Genomic DNA, 18,730 nt, shown 5'->3' on the forward strand with positions numbered 1-18,730 from the left:
TTGGAAGCGGATTCCTAAACGGATCTGCTTCTTTTTTTTGATTTTCTGTGAAAAAGTATACATTTTAACCGATAAAGAAACTAGAACGGCGAGTACGTAGCTCGAGAATGGGAGTTGGATATGGAACAGAAGAAAAAACGCACGTTGAGTATTAAACAAAAGTTGATCCTGACATCGATGCTCTTATTATTGATTCCTTCTTTATTGATCGGTTTTGTTTCTTACAGCCAGGCCAAACAAAAAATCACGAATGAAATTTTACAGTCGGCTCATGCCGGTGTCGATCGGATGAATGATGAAATCATGAATATCATCGATCCGATGCGCCGAGATGTCGCCTTTTTTGCGGACCGGATTGACGGAACGTTATACCAATCAGGCAAACAGAATCTCGACTTAAAAGAAAAAATGACCGAATACTTAGATACGCATCCGCAAGCGGCCAATATTTATTATGCGACGACGTCAGGCGAGATGACGATTTATCCTGAGCAGTCGATGCCGGATGATTATGATCCGCGTGAACGTCCATGGTACAAAGCAGCCGAAGACGCCAGTGGAAAAGTGGTCATCACGGATCCATACGTGGACGCAGCATCGGGCAAGATGATGGTCACACTCTCACAAACGGGTGGAAATGGACGGGGTGTCATTGCCATCGACGTTGATGTCGACCGGATTGCAGACATCGCGAAAAAAATCAAAATCGGGAAAGAAGGATATGTCACGATTTTAGATTCAAAGAAAAAGTTCGTCACTCATCCGACGTTAAAACCGGGTGAAACAGCAACTGGCAACTGGGTCGGACCTCTTTATGCCGGGAAAGAAGGACGCTTCTCTTACTTATTTGAAGATGAAGACAAACAGATGGACTTCATGACGAACGGTCTGACCGGCTGGAAAGTCGCCGGTACGTTGTACGACCGTGAAATCACGGACGAAACAGCCAGTATTTTATGGACGACATTAGGTGTCATTGCCGGTACGTTTCTCCTGGCTGGACTCCTGCTGTTCTTTATCCTGCGTTCGATCGTCAGCCCGCTGAACCGCTTGACGAAAAGTGCGGAGCGGATTCAGGAAGGTGACTTAACGGAAGAAGTCGTCGTCGAATCGAACGACGAAATCGGAAAAGTCGCGGAAAGCTTTAACACGATGATTCTGTCACTGCGCGGGATCATCTCAAATCTTGATCAATCAATCGGTCAGGTCGCGGCTTCTTCCGAGGAACTGATGGCGAATGCCGCACAAACGACGGCAGCTTCGGAACAAATTGCCGGCTCGATTCAGGAAATGGCGGCCGGAGCCGGTCAATCGAAACGCCAGCTCGACGGGAATGCGGTTTCGCTGCAAGCCATCACATCGGGTGTCATGCGGATTGCCGAGAGCTCGACGAATGTGTCGGAACTATCACGCGCGACCGCTTCAGAAGCAGAAGACGGAACGGCCGCGGTCACAAAAAACGTCGAACAGATGAAAGCAATCGATTCATCGGTCGAGAACTTTGGTGAGGTCATCCAGTCGCTGGCCCATCGTTCGAACGAAATCGGGAAAATTGTTGATGTCATCAACGGCATTGCGACCCAGACGAATTTACTGGCCTTAAATGCGGCGATTGAAGCGGCACGGGCGGGTGAGAACGGAAAAGGGTTTGCCGTCGTTGCCAGTGAGGTGCGGAAGCTTGCGGAACAGTCGCAGGAATCGACGAAACAGATCTCCCATCTGATTCAAAACATCAAACAGGAAACGGAACGTTCGGTCTTCCTGATGAAAGAAGTTTCGCATCATACGAAAGCGGGACTCGAAACGACGGAAGATTCAGCCGTTCGTTTCAAACAAATCATGTTGCGGACCCAAGAAATGACACCGCGGATCGAAGATGTCACGGCAACGGTCGAAGAGATTGCTGCCAACGTCCAGGAAGTCTCGGCATCCGCAACGGAAATCGCTCATATCGCAGATGAAAATTCTGCAGCATCCGAGCGCGTCGCAGCGACGACGGAAGAACAGCTTGGCTCGATGGAAGATATTTCACAATCGGCTAAAACCTTGTCTGATATGGCGGAAGAATTGCAAGTCCTCGTATCACGATTCAAAATATGATTTTAAAAACGACCGTCCTCTTTCGAGGATGGTCGTCTTTTTTGGAAAAAGACGCGATCTTCAACCAGATTTCTAATGAATGTTGCTTGAATAAAATAAGAAACGGGAAAATACAAGTGTAGACTGGCAGCTTGTAATCGGGAGGTGTTGGTGATGGCACGACAGACGAAATTAATGGAGTGGCAACAGGCGGGTTTGATTGATGCAGAGACAGTCGACCGGATTAAAGCGTATGAAGGTCACCGTCAAAAAAAGAAACGTGTGCCGTTGTTGTTGATTGTCGGATTGACCTTTGTCGGGTTAGCTTTGCTCAGTTTCTTGGCTGCCAATTGGCAAGCGATTCCTGCCCTCATTAAAATTGGTTTAGTGTTGGTCATCATGGTCAGTTGTTATGTGTTGGCCGATGTATCGGAACGGCGGACGATTTGGAATCCGGTTGCTTTTCGGATTCTTGGACTGGTTGCCTTTGCCGGAGCGCTCATCGTCACCGTCCAGAGTTTTCATATGTCCATGCAAGGTTCGTTTATCGGTTGGGTCGTCTTCCTCGCCGCGCTCGCCCATTTCTTTACGTGGCGTCATCCGGCCTATGCGATTGTTGCCTTCATCTCAGGTTTGAATATCTTTACCGGAGTCGGCGGATTTGGAACGGAGTATGCCACGTTTCTCGACTGGACATCGATTGTCCTCGTCGTGATCGTATCGCTTGCCTGGTTCTATTTCAGCCAGTCCTTCCCGTCCCTGATTCTCAGTTGGTTATTTCTTTATCTGTCGGGACTTGAGTTGTTTGCCCTTGTCTCTTACGACGGTGTCCTTTGGCCGATCTGGACCTTATTCGTGCTTGTCCCGCTGTTACTCGTTGTTAAACAAGACAGCGATCGTCATTTTCTATACCATCTGTATCTGATTGTCGCTGCCATCAATTCACTGGTTTATTTAACGGTCCGTGCCGAAACGACGGACTCCGTCATTCCTTTAGGAGAAGCCGTCGCACTTGCTGTTTTCGGTCTCGCAATCGGCTACTTGATTTACCAAAAATTCCGTCCGTTACTTTGGATTTTACCGCTCGGTTTGTTCGGATTCCTTTGGTTGGACGAACAGGCCATCTTGATTGCTGCGCTTGTCGAAATCATTGCCTTCGTCTATTTGATTGAGCAGGAGCGCCAAGGTCGCCGTCTGACGATTCCATTTGTCTACTTCATCGCGGTTCAACTGACGATTTACTTTATCTATGCGTGGGACCGCCTCGATATGTCGTTGTTCTTCCTCGTTGGTGCATTGCTCGTCTTCCTGATTGCCGGTGTCCTGTGGTGGATTCGAAAACGCCGTGAAGGAGGGGTTCCGTCATGAAACGGTATCTGTTTCCAGTTTTGCAAATCATCATCGTTCTCGGGGTGATCCTCAGTTTTTACTCCATTTCCTGGTTCGGTGACAGTTACCGCTTTCGGGCGGAACCATATGATCCGTTCAGTCCGGTCTATGGTGAATATGTCATGTTGCAATATCCTGATTTGAAACCGGCCGACTCTGTGAAAAAAGGATTGGTCTACGTCACGTTTACGACAGGTTCTGATGGCTATGCCAAGATTGACCGGATCTCAAATGACCGCTTTTTCGGTTCCGTTGCCGGAGACTACTACGACAAATACGTCACGATTCCTCAATTGAATCAGTATTATGTCGAGCAGGGAACAGGAAAAGGATACGAAGATGCAAAAAAATTAGAAGTCAAAGCCGATGTCTCGCCATGGGGTACGGTTCGGGCAACGGATTTGAGTGTTCGAAAGTAAAAAAATCGCTTGGATCTACACACGAAATCCGTGTAGGATCCAAGCGGTTTTGATTATGCCGATTTTTTAATTTTTTCCCAACGCGGTGAGTTGAGCAATTCAATCCATTTCCGGACCGCTGAAATCGTGATGACGATAGCTAAGATCCCCATCGTGACCGACAGAATCGTATTCAGGATACTGAAGCCGGCAGAAGCCGGATTCGCATAGACATTGGCGACCATCCAGATATCAGCGAACGTCACTGTTACAAGCAAGTAGACAAGCGGAATGAATGTCGTCAAGGCATACACTTTTTTGTCGGCAATCTTCAGGATGATTGTCGTTCCGATAATTAAGCCGATCGACGCCATCAACTGATTGGAGACACCGAACAAGGCCCAAATCGAACCGATGTCGCCGGAGAAGAGCAGGTATCCCCAGAAGAACGTACCAAGCGCACTGGCGAAAATCGCACCCGGGATCCAGTCGACCCGTTTTAACGGTTTGTAGAATTCTCCGAAGAAATCTTGAATCAAGTAGCGGGCAACGCGTGTTCCGGCATCAATCGCCGTCAGGATGAAGACCGCTTCGAAAAGAATGACGAACTGGAAGAAGAAGCCGGCAATTTCACGGAACCAGGGGATAGCCCGGAAGATGAACGTCATACCGACGGCCAGTGAAACGGCTCCACCGGTTCGTCCGGCGAGATCGAGTCCGATTTCCCGTGATAATTCATCAAGGTAAACGGTGCTCATACCGAGTGTCGCAAAGACTTCCGGTGTCGAATTGATGGCGAAGTAATCTCCGACTTCGAGTGACGTTGCAGCAATCAACGCCATGACAGCGACGAGACACTCAACAAGCATCGCACCAAAGGCGACCGGTTTGATATCGCTCCACCGGTTGATCATCTTCGGTGTCGTTCCCGAACCGACGAAAGCGTGGAAACCGGAAATCGCGCCACAGGCAATCGTGATCGAGATGAACGGCCAGACCGGACCGGCAATGATCGGACCGCCACCGTTGACGAATTTCGTGAACGCCGGGAAACGGATATCCGGATTAATGATGAATACACCGACGATCAAGGCAAAGAATACACCGATTTTCATGAAGCTGGATAAGTAATCACGCGGTGCAAGCAACAACCAGACCGGCAGTGCCGCAGCGAAGAAAGCATAGATCGGTAACGCAATCGCGAGTTGACGGGACGACAGGTCGAACCATGTTCCGATGAACGTGTCAGTCAACTGGGGACCGAAACCGATTGCAGCAAGAATCAATAGGAAACCGACGACGGAAGCCAAGGCGAGATTGCCGCCTTTTCGTAAATAGATACCGACACCCATGGCAATCGGAATGGTCGAGAAGACAGCGAACGTGCCCCATGGATTATGTTCCAAAGCATGGAGGACGACCATTGAAAGTCCGGCCATCGTAATCGTGATGATGAAGAGCATAGCGAGACCGGCACAAAAACCGGCAACCGGCCCGAGCTCTTTTTTAGCGACTTCCGATAACGACTGCCCATCCTGACGCATGGAAGCGAACAAAACGACCATATCGTGGACGGCACCACCGATGACAGCACCGATCAAGAGCCATAACAGTCCCGGTAAATAACCGAACTGAGCGGCAAGGACAGGACCGACGAGCGGACCGGCAGCGGCGATTGCTGCAAAGTGGTGACCGAACGAAACCCATTTGTTGGTCGGGACGTAATCTTTTCCGTCCGCAAACTTATGGGCCGGTGTTTCCCGGTCCTCTTTAATTTTTAAGACTTTGACAGCCATGAATGTGCCATAGAGACGATAAACGATTAATAAAATACAAATGACGGCAATAACAATAGGTGTAGCGCTCATGCGTGGACCTCCTCATAAACTGGTATGAGAAAAGTGTACTTGATTTGGAAGCGCTTTCTTTTGTTTGTCGGATGAACCGTTCGTTTTGACCGATGACATGTCGAAAAAGAGCGGTGAACGGAAAAAAGAAAGCTCTCAAATCCCGAGAGCTTCCTTTAAGACTTTGACATACGTCCGGCTGACCGGCACATCAATCTGCTGGATCTTGATTGTATAGGCCCCGTTGAACCACGGTTCGATCGCTTCGATGGCTGCCAAATTGACGAGGTAGGAACGATGGACACGAAGAAAGCGGTGACCCGATAATTTTTTTTCGAGTTCCTGCAACGTATCGTTCGACGGATAGGCGTCGGAACGCGTCACAAGCTTCGTTTTTCCGTTTTCCGCGACGATGTAGTCGACATCCTGCGGGGAAAGTAATTTTAACTGATCCCCAGATTCAACGGCCAATCGTTCAATCCGCGGTGTTTTCGGCGCCGGTTTGCGCATGATTTTTTCAATGGCCCGGCTGATCCGTGACGGATCGTAAGGTTTGAGAATGTAATCGTAAGCGTTCAGTTCGAAGGCTTCGAGGGCGTGGGTATCATAGGCGGTGACGAATAAAATCGCAGGTGGGTGCGGCATCGATTGCAGGCGTTTCGCGACATCGAGTCCGCTCCCGTCAATCAGTTCGATATCCAAAAATACGAGATCCGGCTGCAACGTCCGAACGAGTTGCTCGGCTTCACCGACGTGTCCCGTTTCTGCGATGACGTCGAGTCCGGCCCGGACGACATGGTACCGCAACTCGTCCCGGGCAAGCGGCTCATCTTCAATTAGGATCGTGCGCATGGGAAACCTCCTTTCCTGTTTCAATGGGCAGATGGATGGTGATGGTCGTACCTTCTCCCGGTTGACTGGTCAACCGGAACGACCCGTTTTCAGCATACAGACTTTTAATCCGTTCGGCTGTATTGAAAAGAGCAGTGCCGGTACCGTTTGATTCGACGACTTCCCGACCGAGGCGGGTCAGCCGTTCCGCGTCGATCCCGCGTCCGTTATCGACGACTTCCAAAACGAGTTGATCCGCGGTTAACCAGGCCGTGACGCCGACATATCCGGTTTGACCAGGACTAAACGCATGCTGGAAGGCATTTTCGATCAACGGTTGGAGTACGAAAGGCGGAACGAGTAATTGTTCCGTCCCGTCCTCTAAATCAATATCAACGAACGGGCGGCTCGGAAAACGGGCCGCTTCCAGTGAGATGTAGGCTTCGATATGTTCCAGTTCTTTTTGGAGCGAAATTTTCGTCGAGCGGGCACCCTGCAGGTTGCTGCGGAAAAACGTCGACAGTTCGAGCAATAAGGTCCGTGCCTGTTCGACATCTGTCCGACATAACGCGTAAATCGTATTGATGGCATTAAATAAAAAATGCGGATGGATCTGTGCTTCGAGGGCCCGGATTTCAGCATCCTTTAACAGACCGGCTTGCCGCTCGGCTTTCCCGAGGGCGAGTTGGGTCGAGAAGAGCTTGGCCAGTCCTTCGATCAATTCGACTTCGACGGCGTCGAGCAATTCAGGATGAGGATAATACACTTTGAGTGTCCCGATTGTCGTTTCGCCGATTGTTAACGGAGCAATGATGCCCGCCTGTAACGGGCAATCTGCTTTTGGACAACCGATCTCATCCCGATCGGTGACAAGCCTCAGTTGTCCGTCTGTCAAAACATGCTCCGTTGGACGGGTCGTCCAGTGCCCGCCGGATTGGTGATGGTCACTGCCGACACCGATATGTGCCAAAATGACTGATTGATCCGTCAAGGAGACCGCATCGGCGCGTGTCTGTTGTAATAAAATATCTGCCACGGCTTCCGCGGTTTGGATAGTTAAGCCGCGTGTCAAATGAGGTAAGGTCAAATCCGCGATATGCAGGGACCGTTCCGCTTCACGGGCCCGAACGTGTTCCTCTTCCCGCGCGGCGAGACGGATGATCGATAAGAACAGCCAGACGCCGAGGACGTTGACGACGGTCATCGGAAGAAAGATGAACTGGATCAGTTCGAGGGCGGCCGGGAACGGGTCGGAAAACAGAAGAATCAATGACATTTCGAAAACCATTAAAAAACCCGTCAGGCAAATCGGCAGTAATGCCTGACTGCCGAGACGGTCGCGCCAGTAGGGACGGAGTAATCCACTGACACCGCCTGCGACGACGGTCGAGAGGGCGCAGGCGAAAGCGGTAAAACCGCCAAGTGTATAGCGGTGAATCCCAACGAGGAGACCGGTGATCGTTCCACCGATCGGACCGGCGAGCAATCCGCTGATGACGACAATCATCGTCCGTGTGTTGGCGATTGCTGATGTACCGTCAACCTGTTCGAGCCAAGTGTGCGGTAAGAACTTGGCTAAATCGACCTTGACTCCCGTGTAATTACTCAAAATCCCATAGGTGGCGAAAATTAGAATCAGCAACCCAAACTGCCAGCCGGCTTCCGGCTGTTTCAGTAAACGCCGCGTCGGTCCCCACTGGGCGAGGATGAACGCTAAAATGATCATGATGCCGAGCCGTTCCAGTAAAAAGGGTATGAGTTCAAACATGACATCCCTCCATTCGTCCTAAGTGTAAACGTTACCGAAAAGGAGGACAACGAAAAAAACTCCAACCGATCCGAAGATCGTCTGGAGTTTCGTTAGTTATTATTGAGCATCTTTATCGAATGTAATTCGAGCGATCGCATCATGCTGGTGAATCGTTTCTTCGTTACGGCATTCGACGAAGAACGATGCAATCGGGTCCATTTCGTAAAGGTCGGCAGCGATTAAGCGCACCATATCTTCTACGAAACGCGGGTTTTCATAAGCCATCTCTGTAACACGCTTCTCATCCGGACGTTTCAGGACCGGGTGCAGAGGTGCTGATGCATTGGATTCCGCTGCATCAAGAAGTTCCTGTTTCCAGTTGAAATCATCGGCTTCATCGCGTAATGAAGCTTCCATTGTCACGTAACCGCGTTGGTTATGTGCACTGTATTCGCTGATTTCTTTTGAACATGGGCAGAGTGTCGTGACGTTGATTGTCAGACCGACTGATAAAGTTGCTTCGTTTGTTTCTGTGTTGACGCTGACCGTCTGCCAGACTTCCGCGTTCATCAATCCGCTGAGTCCTGTTGCCGGCGCTTTGCGTGTGAAGAACCATGGGTAACGGATTGTCAGTTGTCCTTCGGATTGTTCCATGCGCTCCGCCAGTTCGCGGGCGAATTGGATGAGTGATTCGTTTGTGACGACCCAACCTTCGTTGTGGTACTGATCCAGTTGTTCCGTCAAACGGCTCATATTGATCCCTTTACGGTCCTGGACAAGTGAAGTCGAAAGTTCAAATGTCGCAATCGTTGCTTGTGTTGTTTCGCCGTCTTGAATGACGACCGGGTGTTTGACGTTTGAGATTCCTACAGCATCGAGTGCGAAGAGGAAGTTCTTCGGTGTGTTCTGCAAGTCGATCATTTTATCTTTTTCAGTCGGCTTCGTTCCTTTAATAGGAGGAACAGAGCCAAACAGCTTGTGGCGCTCTTCTTTGGTTGGCAGTGTAACCGGGTAGGTAGACATTCGTATCGGCCCCTTTGTCCTTTTGTAGTAGTGCAAGTAGTAATAACATGACAGGAATGCTAGAGACGAGCAAGTCCGGTGATTCCGTGAATGTGTTGTCGCGACGTATCGTTGCTTTGAATTTTATCACGAACCTTCCTAAAAACAAAACTTACAAGACTCGGAAGAAACAGTTTGCGTATTTACAGGCATAACTTGCTTGCAATCGGGTATATTATCGTATAGTATGTGTTCATATGAACGTGTAAATGACGTATCTAATGAAAAATGATTTTCAATGAAAAATCGTAAACGGGAAGGAATGAAGTAGATGGATTGGCAGTTAGTACTTCAATATGCCTGGGTTGTCCTCGTCTTAATCGCTTTAGAAGGACTACTTTCGGCGGATAACGCACTCGTCCTGGCCGTCATGGTCAAACACTTGCCGGGCGAACAGCAGAAAAAGGCTTTATTTTATGGATTGGCAGGAGCATTCGTCCTTCGATTTGCAGCATTGTTCGCAATCTCATTCCTCGTCGATATTTGGCAGATCCAAGCACTTGGTGCCGCCTATCTGTTGATCATGGGGCTGCGGCATATTTATAAAACTGTTAAAGCCCGGCGGATCGGTGAGAATCACGGAGCAGAAAAAGAGCTCGACGCCGAGCCGAAATCAGAGGAGCCGGTCTCGAAAGCCGAGTTTTGGAAAACAGTCGCGAAGATCGAATTCGCTGACCTTGCGTTTGCCGTCGACTCGATTTTGGCAGCCGTCGCCCTTGCCGTCGCTCTTCCGAACTGGGGAACCGGTGAAATCGGTGGCTTGAATACGGGTCACTTCGTCGTCATCCTGACAGGTGGACTGATGGGTGTCGTGCTGATGCGTTTTGCAGCCCGCGTTTTCGTCAAGTTACTGGCGGAACGTCCGGGTCTTGAAACGGCAGCCTTCGCGATCGTCGCCTGGGTCGGGGTCAAGCTTGCCGTCCTCGCGCTCGAGCACCCGAAATACCATGCATCAATCGAAGGAACGATTTTTGAAGCGATGAAACTCCCGGAAGGATTCGCCCACAGTACACCGTGGCAGATCTTCTTCTGGACAGTTATGGTGGGTCTCGCACTTTGGGGCTGGTTCTCTTCTCCAAAGACGAAATCAAATCCCGATGCTGAAAAGAAAGTCGAAAAAAATCTGTAATCTTCATCAGGCTCTCCTTCCGGGAGAGTCTTTTTTTGTCTAATCATCCGGAAGTTCGGGTAAAAAGAACAGTCAGATTCAAGTGTTCAGTCTTTTGCTTTTAGATAAGCGGCCTTATAATAAACTTACTGAACAAAAAGGGGATTCGTTTTTATGGATATTGGATTAATTACACAGTATGCGACGGTTGGACTTGTTTTAATCATCTTACAAGGTCTGCTGTCAGCCGATAACGCCATGGTCATGGCTGTTCTCGTGCGTCCGTTACCGGACGATCAACGTAAAAAAGCACTGTTTTATGGATTGATCGGAGCACTTGTCCTGCGTTTCGTCGCGATTTTCTTTGCGTCGTACTTAGCGACGATTTGGGAGTTGCAGGCGCTCGGCGCAATTTATCTGTTCTATGTGGCGTTCAAAGGGATTGTCGAAGCCCGTTCGAACAAACATCAGATTCCGGAGTCCGCTTCTGCTAAAAAAGCATCACCGAATTTCTGGTGGACAGTCGTCAAAGTCGAATTCTCCGACTTGGCGTTTGCGGTCGATTCAACGCTTGCAGCCGTTGCGATGGCAACGACGTTACCGATGATTGGCGGAACAATTGGCGGTTTGAACACAGGACAATTCTGGGTTGTCTTCTTCAGCGGAATCATCGGACTTGTCATCATGCGTTACTTTGCGAGCTGGTTTGTTGTTTTGCTTCAAAAACGACCGGGTATCGAAGAAGCGGCCTTTTGGCTTGTTGCCTGGGTCGGCGTTAAGTTGGTCGTCATGACGCTTGCGCATCCGTCGATTCACGTCTTACCGCATGAATTTCCGGAGAGTACGCTTTGGCAGACGATTTTCTGGGTCGTACTCGCCTTGATTTTAGTACTCGGTTGGTTCAGAAGTGGTCCGAAAACAGACAAATAATAATTCGAAACGGACAGGGTCATCATTCCTCTGTCCGTTTTTTATGAGGAGAGATGATAATGCAAAACGGTAATTTTATTCGCATGCTGACACGGATGCAAAATGTCCCGCGCTGGGATGAATACGCCCCCCGTTTCCCGGATAATGCGGCAAGTCACAGCTTCCGCGTCGCGTTATTCAGTTTGATGGCGAGTTATCTTGAAGAAGAGGCGACAGACATCAAATACGACCGGTTGACGTTACTCGGGAAAGCCCTGTTCCACGATATGAATGAGGTCATCACGGGACCGATCAAACACCGGACCAAAAAAGAACCGACCTTACATGCGCACATCCAGGCGATGGAGCGGCAGGCGAGTGAAAAACTCGTGGCGCTGCTGTCGAAGTCCCTTCAACCGGATTTTACGAATTATCTGGTGTTCGCAGAAGACGACTCGCCGGAAGGACAGCTTGTCGAAGCGATTGATACGTTTGATGCGATGTTGTTTGCGAAGAGGGAAGCAGAAGTGACGGGATCCGCATTTTTCCTTGCGAAGACGAATGAGCTCAAAGCGGCACTCGAAATCCATCCGTCGCCTGCGATTCGGACGTTAACCGCATCAGTTTGGGAAAAAGATGATATGTCGCGTTTCATCGATAACGTTTTGATGATGGATACGATCCGCCGCTGGAAAGGGCGCTTCAATACGATTGACGACAATGATGCAACCCATGCGTTTCGTGCAGCGTCACTCGGATTGTTCAACGGCTTGATTGAGTCCAAAAAGTACGGGGTCGACATCAATACGGCAGAAGTCGTGTCACGTCTCTTATGTCATGACCTGGTCGAAGGGACGACAGGTGACGTCCTCGGTCCCGTCAAACATGCAACGCCGGTCACGGCAGCGGCTTTTGAAGCGTACGAGCGGACAGAAGGCGAAGCATTGATTAACCTGTTGCCGTCCGCGATGCGAAAAGAATTTCACCGGTTTGTCGTTGAAGCGAAAGACGAGACATACGAAGGACAGATGGTTGATGTCGTCGATAAGCTTGATGCGCTGATTAAGATGAACATGGAACGGAAATTAAACGGTGTCGAATACGAGACCGGTTACCGGGCCCAGTTGAAGAAAGTCCAAACGGTCTATGAAAATCCATCCGTCGTCTTTTTCCTGGCGTATGTCTTACACGATTTGGATTATGTGACATCTTAAATAAAGGAGGAAAATCATGACGAATGCCTCGCCGATTCAAACGAAACGATTGACCTTAATTCTGATCCTCGGATCACTCGCTGCACTCGGACCCTTGTCGATCGATATGTATCTGCCGGCATTTCCCGATATGTCGCGTTCTTTTGGTGCCAGTGCCTCCTCGATTCAGCTCAGCTTGACGGCCTGTATGCTCGGAATGGCACTCGGACAGATCATCGTCGGTCCGCTCAGTGATGTCCGGGGACGGAAACGTCCGTTGCTCCTGGCATTATCTGCGTATCTACTGGCATCACTTGCCTGTGCCTTTGCTCCGACGATTGAAGTATTGATTGCACTGCGGTTTGTCCAAGGCGCAGCCGGTGCATCGGGGATCGTCATTTCACGGGCGATTGTCCGCGACTTATTTGAAGGACCCGAACTGACGAAGTTTTTTGCGGCGTTATCATTGGTCAACGGAACGGCACCGATTCTGGCACCGATCATCGGAGGGCAGATTTTACGCTTTGGGGACTGGCGGATCGTGTTTTATCTGCTGGCCATCTTAAGTACGTTGATGTTGATTGCCGTTGCGTTCCGCTTACCGGAAACTCTGCCTGTCCATCACCGGGTCGAAGGAAATTTGAAGACGACCTTCGGGACGTTTGGGCGTTTGCTGTCGGACCGGACCTTCATCGGTTATGCCTTTGCCCAAGCCTTTGCGATGGGCGCGATGTTCGCTTATATTTCCGGTTCACCATTCGTCTTACAAAACATTTACGGCGCGAGTCCGCAACAATTCAGTTTCCTGTTTGGTCTGAACGGCATCGGAATCATTTTGGCAGCACAAACCGCCGGACGGTTGGCTGGACGTGTCGACAGTGAAAGGATGATGCGGATTGCCTTGACAGTCGTCGCTATGGCCGGAATCTGTCTGTTTCTTGCCCTGACGTTATCCGATTCCTTGATTCTCGTCATGATTCCGCTGTTCTTCGTCGTCTCGAGTGTCGGGATGATTTCGACGCTCGGTTTTACCTTGGCAATGCAGAATTATGGTTCGACAGCAGGAAGTGCGTCCGCGTTGCTTGGTTTGTTACCGATGCTTGTCGGCTCACTTGTCTCACCGCTTGTCGGCGTGATGGGGGAAGAGTCGGCGTTACCGATGGGCTTGATCATCATGACGCTCGACTGCTTGGCACTGCTCATCTATACATTACTGATTGTGCGCAGAAAACAGGAATAAAGAAAGCAGTTCAACAAAAAGGTTGTTTCAAAAAAATCACTCGTTCTTTCACGCCCTTTCCTCAGGCGAGACACAAGCCAGTTTTCCTGCCTCACTCAGGCAGGGAACCGGGTCTTGTTTGTCTCTGACAGCGCAAGCCAGCTTGCGCTTTTTCCTGTAGGAGTGGCGTGAAACGAGTGATTTTTTATGAGATAAGGCTGACTTTAGAGTCAGTCATTTTTTTGATAAAGGATATGGACGCAGAAGAAAAAATGTAAAAAAATCAGTCATTTTGAAACTATTTCCAAAAATAAACCGTAAATAAAGAAGAGCTCAGCACAGAAGAGAGGAGCAGTCGGATGAAAAAACGATCTTTTTCAGATACACGGCCGGTATCTGAATCAACCAATTCCCGGACACTCGAAAGTTTGCTCGCGCGGCATTACGCGGCACAAAAAAAGTATTCCCGCCGGTGTCAGGAAGCAGACAGTCCACGGGAGAAAGAATTAGCCGAATTATTATATGAAGAAAATCGGCATGCGTATCTTCAAGCCTATCGGCAACTGTACGGATCGAATCCGTTTATCGAGGTGAGCGAAGATGGACGTTAGTACGCTTTATCTGTATGCACTTGCCGCTGCTGCCTGCGGCGTTTTATTGTCTGTCGTCTTTTCCGATTTGATTCCGGGCATCGATCAAATCTTTCATCCGACGTTAATCCTGTCCTTTGTCATTTTGACGTCCGCTTTCGGATTCGGACTGGAACATCTGACGTCACTTGGTTCGCTTGTTATTTTACTGATCAGTGCCGGTATCAGTCTCATCTTGACGTCTTTGTTGCATTTATTCATTTTTGTACCGCTTGCGAAAGCGGAGCAATCCATCAGTTTTTCGGAACAGACGCTTGAAGGACGCAGTGCCATCGTCATCCTCCCGATTCCGGAGGACGGCTACGGTGAAATTCTCGTCGATGATGTGTCAGGACGAATTGCCAAATCCGCCGTTCTTTTTGAAGGTCCGGCTCTGGCACAAGGAACAAAAGTTATCATCATTGTAATTAAACAAGGCGTGGCGCATGTCATGACCTATCCTACCCAGTGGAAAGAGGAGATGTTTTCATGAATCCGATTATTATCGTAGCAATCATAGCCGGCGCACTGATTTTAGCGCTGATCGCCTTATTCGTCACAAAGTACCGTACAGTCGGACCGGAAGAGGCGTTGATCGTGTCCGGGAGTTACCTCGGGAACAGTCCGACCGTCAACACCGATGAATCCGGCAACCGGGTCAAAATCATTCGCGGCGGCGGAGCATTCATCTTACCGGTCTTTCAACAAGCATCCCCGCTCAGCCTGTTGTCAAGCAAACTCGAAGTAACGACGCCGGAAGTCTATACGGAGCAGGGTGTTCCGGTCATGGCAGACGGGACAGCAATCATCAAAATCGGCAGTTCGATTTCGGAAATTGCGACAGCAGCCGAACAATTCCTTGGTAAATCCAAAGAAGACCGGGAAGGAGAAGCACGGGAAGTCCTTGAAGGGCACCTGCGTTCGATTCTTGGTTCGATGACAGTCGAAGAAATTTACAAAAATCGTGATAAATTCTCACAGGAAGTGCAACGGGTCGCGTCACAGGATTTAGCGAAAATGGGACTGATCATCGTCTCGTTCACCATCAAAGATGTCCGCGATAAAAACGGTTATTTGGAATCACTCGGGAAACCGCGGATTGCCCAAGTCCGCCGCGATGCCGATATCGCAACAGCCGATGCAGAAAAAGAAACACGGATTAAACGGGCAGAAGCCTCAAAAGATGCGAAAAAAGCTGAACTGGAACGGGCGACGGAAATTGCCGAAGCGGAAAAGGAAAACCAGCTGAAGATGGCAGATTACCGCCGGGAGCAGGATATCGCAAAAGCAAAAGCCGACCAAGCGTATGATCTTGAGAATGCCCGCGCTCAGCAGGAAGTCACGGAACAACAAATGCAGATCAAAATCATCGAACGTCAGAAACAAATTGAACTCGAAGAACGCGAAATTCTCCGCCGTGAGAAACAATACGATGCGGAAGTTAAAAAACGGGCCGACGCCGACCGTTACTCAATCGAGCAGGCGGCCCAGGCCGACCGTGCGAAACAATATGCGGAAGCTGATGCAACGAAGTACCGGATTGAAGCCTCTGCGAAAGCCGACGCTGAACGGATTCGTCTCGATGGTCTGGCGAAAGCGGAAGCCGAACGGGCGCAAGGTGAGACAGAAGCGGATATCATCCGTCTGAAAGGTCTCGCGGAAGCGGAAGCGAAAGAAAAGATTGCGCAAGCATTCGAACAGTTCGGACAAGCGGCGATTCTCGACATGGTTATCCGGATGATGCCGGAATACGCGAAACAAGTCGCAGCACCACTCGGCAACATCGACAAGATTACGGTCGTCGATACGGGAAGCGGCGAAGGCGGAGGTGCAAACCGGGTGACCGGATACGCCACCGACTTGATGGCTTCGTTGCAGGAAACACTTAAAGCATCATCCGGCATCGATGTGAAAGACTTGATTGAAAACTTCTCAGGTAAAGGAACGGTGAAACCATTGACGGTCAACTTGAATCAAGGAGAGCCGGTGACGTCGGGAACGAAGTCTGAATGAAACCGAACGTTGTCTTGACAGCGTTGCTTTTACTGGTCGCGGTGAATCTTGTTTTCCCGCTTTCGACACTCGTCCTTGTAGCGCTCGGTGTGGCGTTCGGGCTGTATAAAGGCTATATATCAGAGGGCGGGTTTAACTCAATCTTTAATGTAAAACGTGTCTCGTACTCGCTCCGCCATCCGCTGACGCGCGCGGAAGCAGCGGCGGCCGGTCTGTTTGGTCTGTTGACGACAGATATCCCTTACTGGTGGAATGAAATCCGGTCGGGGTTATCGCTTCAAGGCGTTGGTTATTTATTATTTGAATGGGTGACATTGTTCTTGTTTGTGTATGTCATGTTCCGCTTTTTGTTGCTCGGACTTTTTGAGCCGGGAAAAGAGCGGGAACTGGAAGGAATAAAAGGGTAACGTATTGAAATAAGCACAACAAAATCCGAATGCTCCCATCCCTCTGTCAATAAGAAGAGGTGGGGACATTCGGATTTTTTTTATGACGAATCAGGCCGGTAAATCATAGCCGATGACGATTAATCCGGGACCAGTGTGAGAACCGATCGCCGCTCCGGCAATCGTAATCAAGACTTCACTCGGTGAGAATTGGGCTTCGATCAACTGTTTCAGTTGTTCCGCCCGTTCGATTGAATCGCCGTGACCAATGATGATCCGGTGTCCATCAATCGACGGACGTGCTTCTTCCATCCATTCGACAATCCGGTTCATGACTTTTTTCTGACCGCGGATTTTTTCTTTTGGAATCAGTTTCCCGTCTTCGACCGTCAAGAGCGGCAGAATCGACAGTAAACCACCGATGAAGGCGCTGGCTCGTGAAACACGGCCGCCCCGCATCAGGTATTCGAGCGATTCGACCGTAAACAAATGACGGACGGTATTGATTTTTTGTTCGGCATACGCTTTTGTTTCTTCGAAGGTATGTGTCTTTGAAAACTCAGCGACGTCGAGCACAAACAGCCCTTGACCGGTCGAGGCGGTTTTCGTATTGATGATCGCATACGGGACATCCGGATACGTATCCGCGAGCTCCGCTGCAAGCATCGTTGCGGTTTGATACGTACCGGACAGTTCGCTTGAGAAAGCCAGATAGAGGAACGGTTCCCCTTGTTTGAAATGTTCTGTAAAGACTTCGACCATCCGTGACACTTCGACCTGGAACGTCTTTGGTGCCGCCCCGTTCCGCATTTTTTCATATAGTTCGACCGGTGAAATCGATTCGCCGTCGAAAAATGTCTCTTCGTCAATCAACACGCCGAACGGCATGACGGTGAAGCCGTACGCGTCGAGTAATTCTTTGGGTGCATCGGCACCGCTGTCAGTAATAAAACGTACCATGTTCGTTCTCTCCTTTATCAACCTAGGACTTTTTCATTTCGATCCAACATCCGACCCAGGTTTACACCGAAGCGTTCGTTCTCGACTTCGCTCAGGACAGACGGCGTGAGTGTCGCGCCAAGTTCCATCAAAGAGCGGTAAACACGTACCAAGCAGTCTTCGACCGTGAAAGGGAGTTGCAACAATTCTTCAAGAGATGCCATAGTCTCCGGGATGACGGTCGGATACACGAACTTGGTCGTTTCCCCTTGCAGGGCGGCAGCATAAAAATCACGGACAAGTTGCGCCCGGGCACTGCCACTGCCGTTCACGCAGAGATAAATTTGAACGGCGACGCCGCCGCGGACACGCCGCTGTGAAATCCCAGCAAACTTTTTGCCGGCAATCGATAAATCATACGATCCCGGACAATAGGATCCGACGACTTCGCCGGCATTGATAGCATCGGTCTCTTCGGCGAACATCCGACGGACAAGTGCGAGCATCGCTTCATAACCGCTGTCGATATCGATTCCGCCACGTTCCGGAAGGACAAGCGAGATGTTCAGAACACCGGCATCAAGGACAACGGCAAGCCCGCCGGAATTGCGGATGACCGGCTGGAAACCATGGGCGTGTAAGACGTCGATTCCTTCATCAAGGTGAGGGAGGCGTGCATCCTGAATTCCGAGAACCACCGTTTCATGATGGACCCAGGAGCGGATGGCGGCACCTTCTGTAGCGACTGAGGCGCACAATGTATCGTCCATCGCAAACGATTGTGTGGCATGAAAGGTGTTTCCGAGTGACGTTTGATCAAAAATACGATAATGTTCTTGTTTTAAGAGTTCGATTCCCATAGGCTCGTTCCTTTTTTTCTAGATTTGCGACATTATTATAGCATACGACAATGTAAACTTTTTAATAAGAAGCCAGTGAAGCAACAGGAACGGACCGTTTCAAACCGAACTATGAACT

Annotated in this window: 17 protein-coding genes; 11 read left to right on the forward strand and 6 right to left on the reverse strand. The window is 49.7% G+C overall.

The features are described from left to right. The first annotated feature begins 120 nt into the window (after positions 1-120). The 3 genes from R7V76_RS03035 (at position 121) to R7V76_RS03045 (ending at position 3,887) form a co-directional block, all read left to right on the forward strand. Positions 121-2,100 carry a methyl-accepting chemotaxis protein gene (locus R7V76_RS03035; RefSeq protein WP_318091218.1) on the forward strand — a complete coding sequence of 660 codons (1,980 nt, stop codon included), beginning with the start codon at positions 121-123 and terminating at the stop codon, positions 2,098-2,100. A gap of 153 nt (positions 2,101-2,253) precedes the next feature. Then, a complete protein-coding gene (locus R7V76_RS03040) occupies positions 2,254-3,447 on the forward strand; it encodes a DUF2157 domain-containing protein (RefSeq protein ID WP_290829157.1) in 1,194 nt (397 codons plus the stop codon). Further along, positions 3,444-3,887 (forward strand): GDYXXLXY domain-containing protein, encoded by a 444-nt coding sequence (locus tag R7V76_RS03045; RefSeq protein WP_318091219.1) that lies wholly within the window; start codon positions 3,444-3,446, stop codon positions 3,885-3,887. Before R7V76_RS03040 ends, R7V76_RS03045 begins: the two co-directional genes overlap by 4 nt. A gap of 53 nt (positions 3,888-3,940) precedes the next feature. Here the strand turns inward: R7V76_RS03045 and R7V76_RS03050 are convergent, their stop codons facing one another. From R7V76_RS03050 to folE2, 4 genes are all read right to left on the reverse strand, one after another. Then, positions 3,941-5,734, reverse strand: a complete 1,794-nt coding sequence (locus tag R7V76_RS03050) for a carbon starvation CstA family protein (protein WP_131503255.1) — start codon at positions 5,732-5,734, stop codon at positions 3,941-3,943. A 135-nt stretch (positions 5,735-5,869) separates the two neighbouring features. Further along, positions 5,870-6,565, reverse strand: a complete 696-nt coding sequence (locus R7V76_RS03055; RefSeq protein WP_131503256.1) for a LytR/AlgR family response regulator transcription factor — start codon at positions 6,563-6,565, stop codon at positions 5,870-5,872. Continuing rightward, positions 6,546-8,312, reverse strand: coding sequence for a LytS/YhcK type 5TM receptor domain-containing protein (locus tag R7V76_RS03060; protein WP_318091220.1), 1,767 nt, complete (start codon positions 8,310-8,312; stop codon positions 6,546-6,548). The genes R7V76_RS03055 and R7V76_RS03060 overlap by 20 nt, the downstream gene beginning before the upstream one ends. A 99-nt stretch (positions 8,313-8,411) precedes the next feature. Beyond that, positions 8,412-9,317, reverse strand: a complete 906-nt coding sequence (gene folE2, locus R7V76_RS03065) for a GTP cyclohydrolase FolE2 (RefSeq protein ID WP_012369140.1) — start codon at positions 9,315-9,317, stop codon at positions 8,412-8,414. Positions 9,318-9,627: 310 nt separating this feature from the next. Between folE2 and R7V76_RS03070 the strand changes: the two genes are divergently transcribed. The 8 genes from R7V76_RS03070 (at position 9,628) to R7V76_RS03105 (ending at position 16,834) form a co-directional block, all read left to right on the forward strand. Continuing rightward, complete coding sequence (locus R7V76_RS03070) at positions 9,628-10,485, forward strand: TerC family protein (protein WP_290829166.1); 858 nt, start codon at positions 9,628-9,630, stop codon at positions 10,483-10,485. A gap of 153 nt (positions 10,486-10,638) precedes the next feature. Then, on the forward strand, positions 10,639-11,394 hold the full coding sequence (locus R7V76_RS03075) for a TerC family protein (RefSeq protein WP_012369142.1): 756 nt from the start codon (positions 10,639-10,641) through the stop codon (positions 11,392-11,394). A gap of 59 nt (positions 11,395-11,453) precedes the next feature. Then, positions 11,454-12,587 (forward strand): YfbR-like 5'-deoxynucleotidase, encoded by a 1,134-nt coding sequence (locus tag R7V76_RS03080; protein ID WP_318091221.1) that lies wholly within the window; start codon positions 11,454-11,456, stop codon positions 12,585-12,587. Between the two features lie 16 nt (positions 12,588-12,603). Beyond that, positions 12,604-13,806, forward strand: coding sequence for a Bcr/CflA family multidrug efflux MFS transporter (locus R7V76_RS03085; RefSeq protein WP_318091222.1), 1,203 nt, complete (start codon positions 12,604-12,606; stop codon positions 13,804-13,806). A gap of 338 nt (positions 13,807-14,144) precedes the next feature. Further along, positions 14,145-14,396, forward strand: a complete 252-nt coding sequence (locus R7V76_RS03090) for a hypothetical protein (protein ID WP_318091223.1) — start codon at positions 14,145-14,147, stop codon at positions 14,394-14,396. Further along, on the forward strand, positions 14,386-14,907 hold the full coding sequence (locus R7V76_RS03095; protein WP_318091224.1) for a hypothetical protein: 522 nt from the start codon (positions 14,386-14,388) through the stop codon (positions 14,905-14,907). Before R7V76_RS03090 ends, R7V76_RS03095 begins: the two co-directional genes overlap by 11 nt. Continuing rightward, a complete protein-coding gene (locus R7V76_RS03100) occupies positions 14,904-16,427 on the forward strand; it encodes a flotillin family protein (RefSeq protein WP_290829178.1) in 1,524 nt (507 codons plus the stop codon). The genes R7V76_RS03095 and R7V76_RS03100 overlap by 4 nt, the downstream gene beginning before the upstream one ends. Further along, positions 16,424-16,834 carry a hypothetical protein gene (locus R7V76_RS03105; protein WP_290829179.1) on the forward strand — a complete coding sequence of 137 codons (411 nt, stop codon included), beginning with the start codon at positions 16,424-16,426 and terminating at the stop codon, positions 16,832-16,834. Before R7V76_RS03100 ends, R7V76_RS03105 begins: the two co-directional genes overlap by 4 nt. A gap of 90 nt (positions 16,835-16,924) precedes the next feature. Here R7V76_RS03105 and R7V76_RS03110 read toward each other — a convergent pair whose 3' ends face one another. Both R7V76_RS03110 and R7V76_RS03115 read right to left on the reverse strand, forming a co-directional pair. Next, positions 16,925-17,773: a DegV family protein gene (locus R7V76_RS03110; RefSeq protein WP_290829181.1), complete on the reverse strand. Its 849-nt coding sequence runs from the start codon at positions 17,771-17,773 to the stop codon at positions 16,925-16,927. Between the two features lie 17 nt (positions 17,774-17,790). Then, on the reverse strand, positions 17,791-18,612 hold the full coding sequence (locus R7V76_RS03115) for a lipoate--protein ligase family protein (protein WP_318091225.1): 822 nt from the start codon (positions 18,610-18,612) through the stop codon (positions 17,791-17,793). Between the last annotated feature and the right edge of the window lie 118 nt (positions 18,613-18,730).

It is taken from the genome of Exiguobacterium artemiae, assembly GCF_033342815.1.
Taxonomy (GTDB): Bacteria; Bacillota; Bacilli; order Exiguobacteriales; family Exiguobacteriaceae; genus Exiguobacterium_A; species Exiguobacterium_A artemiae_A.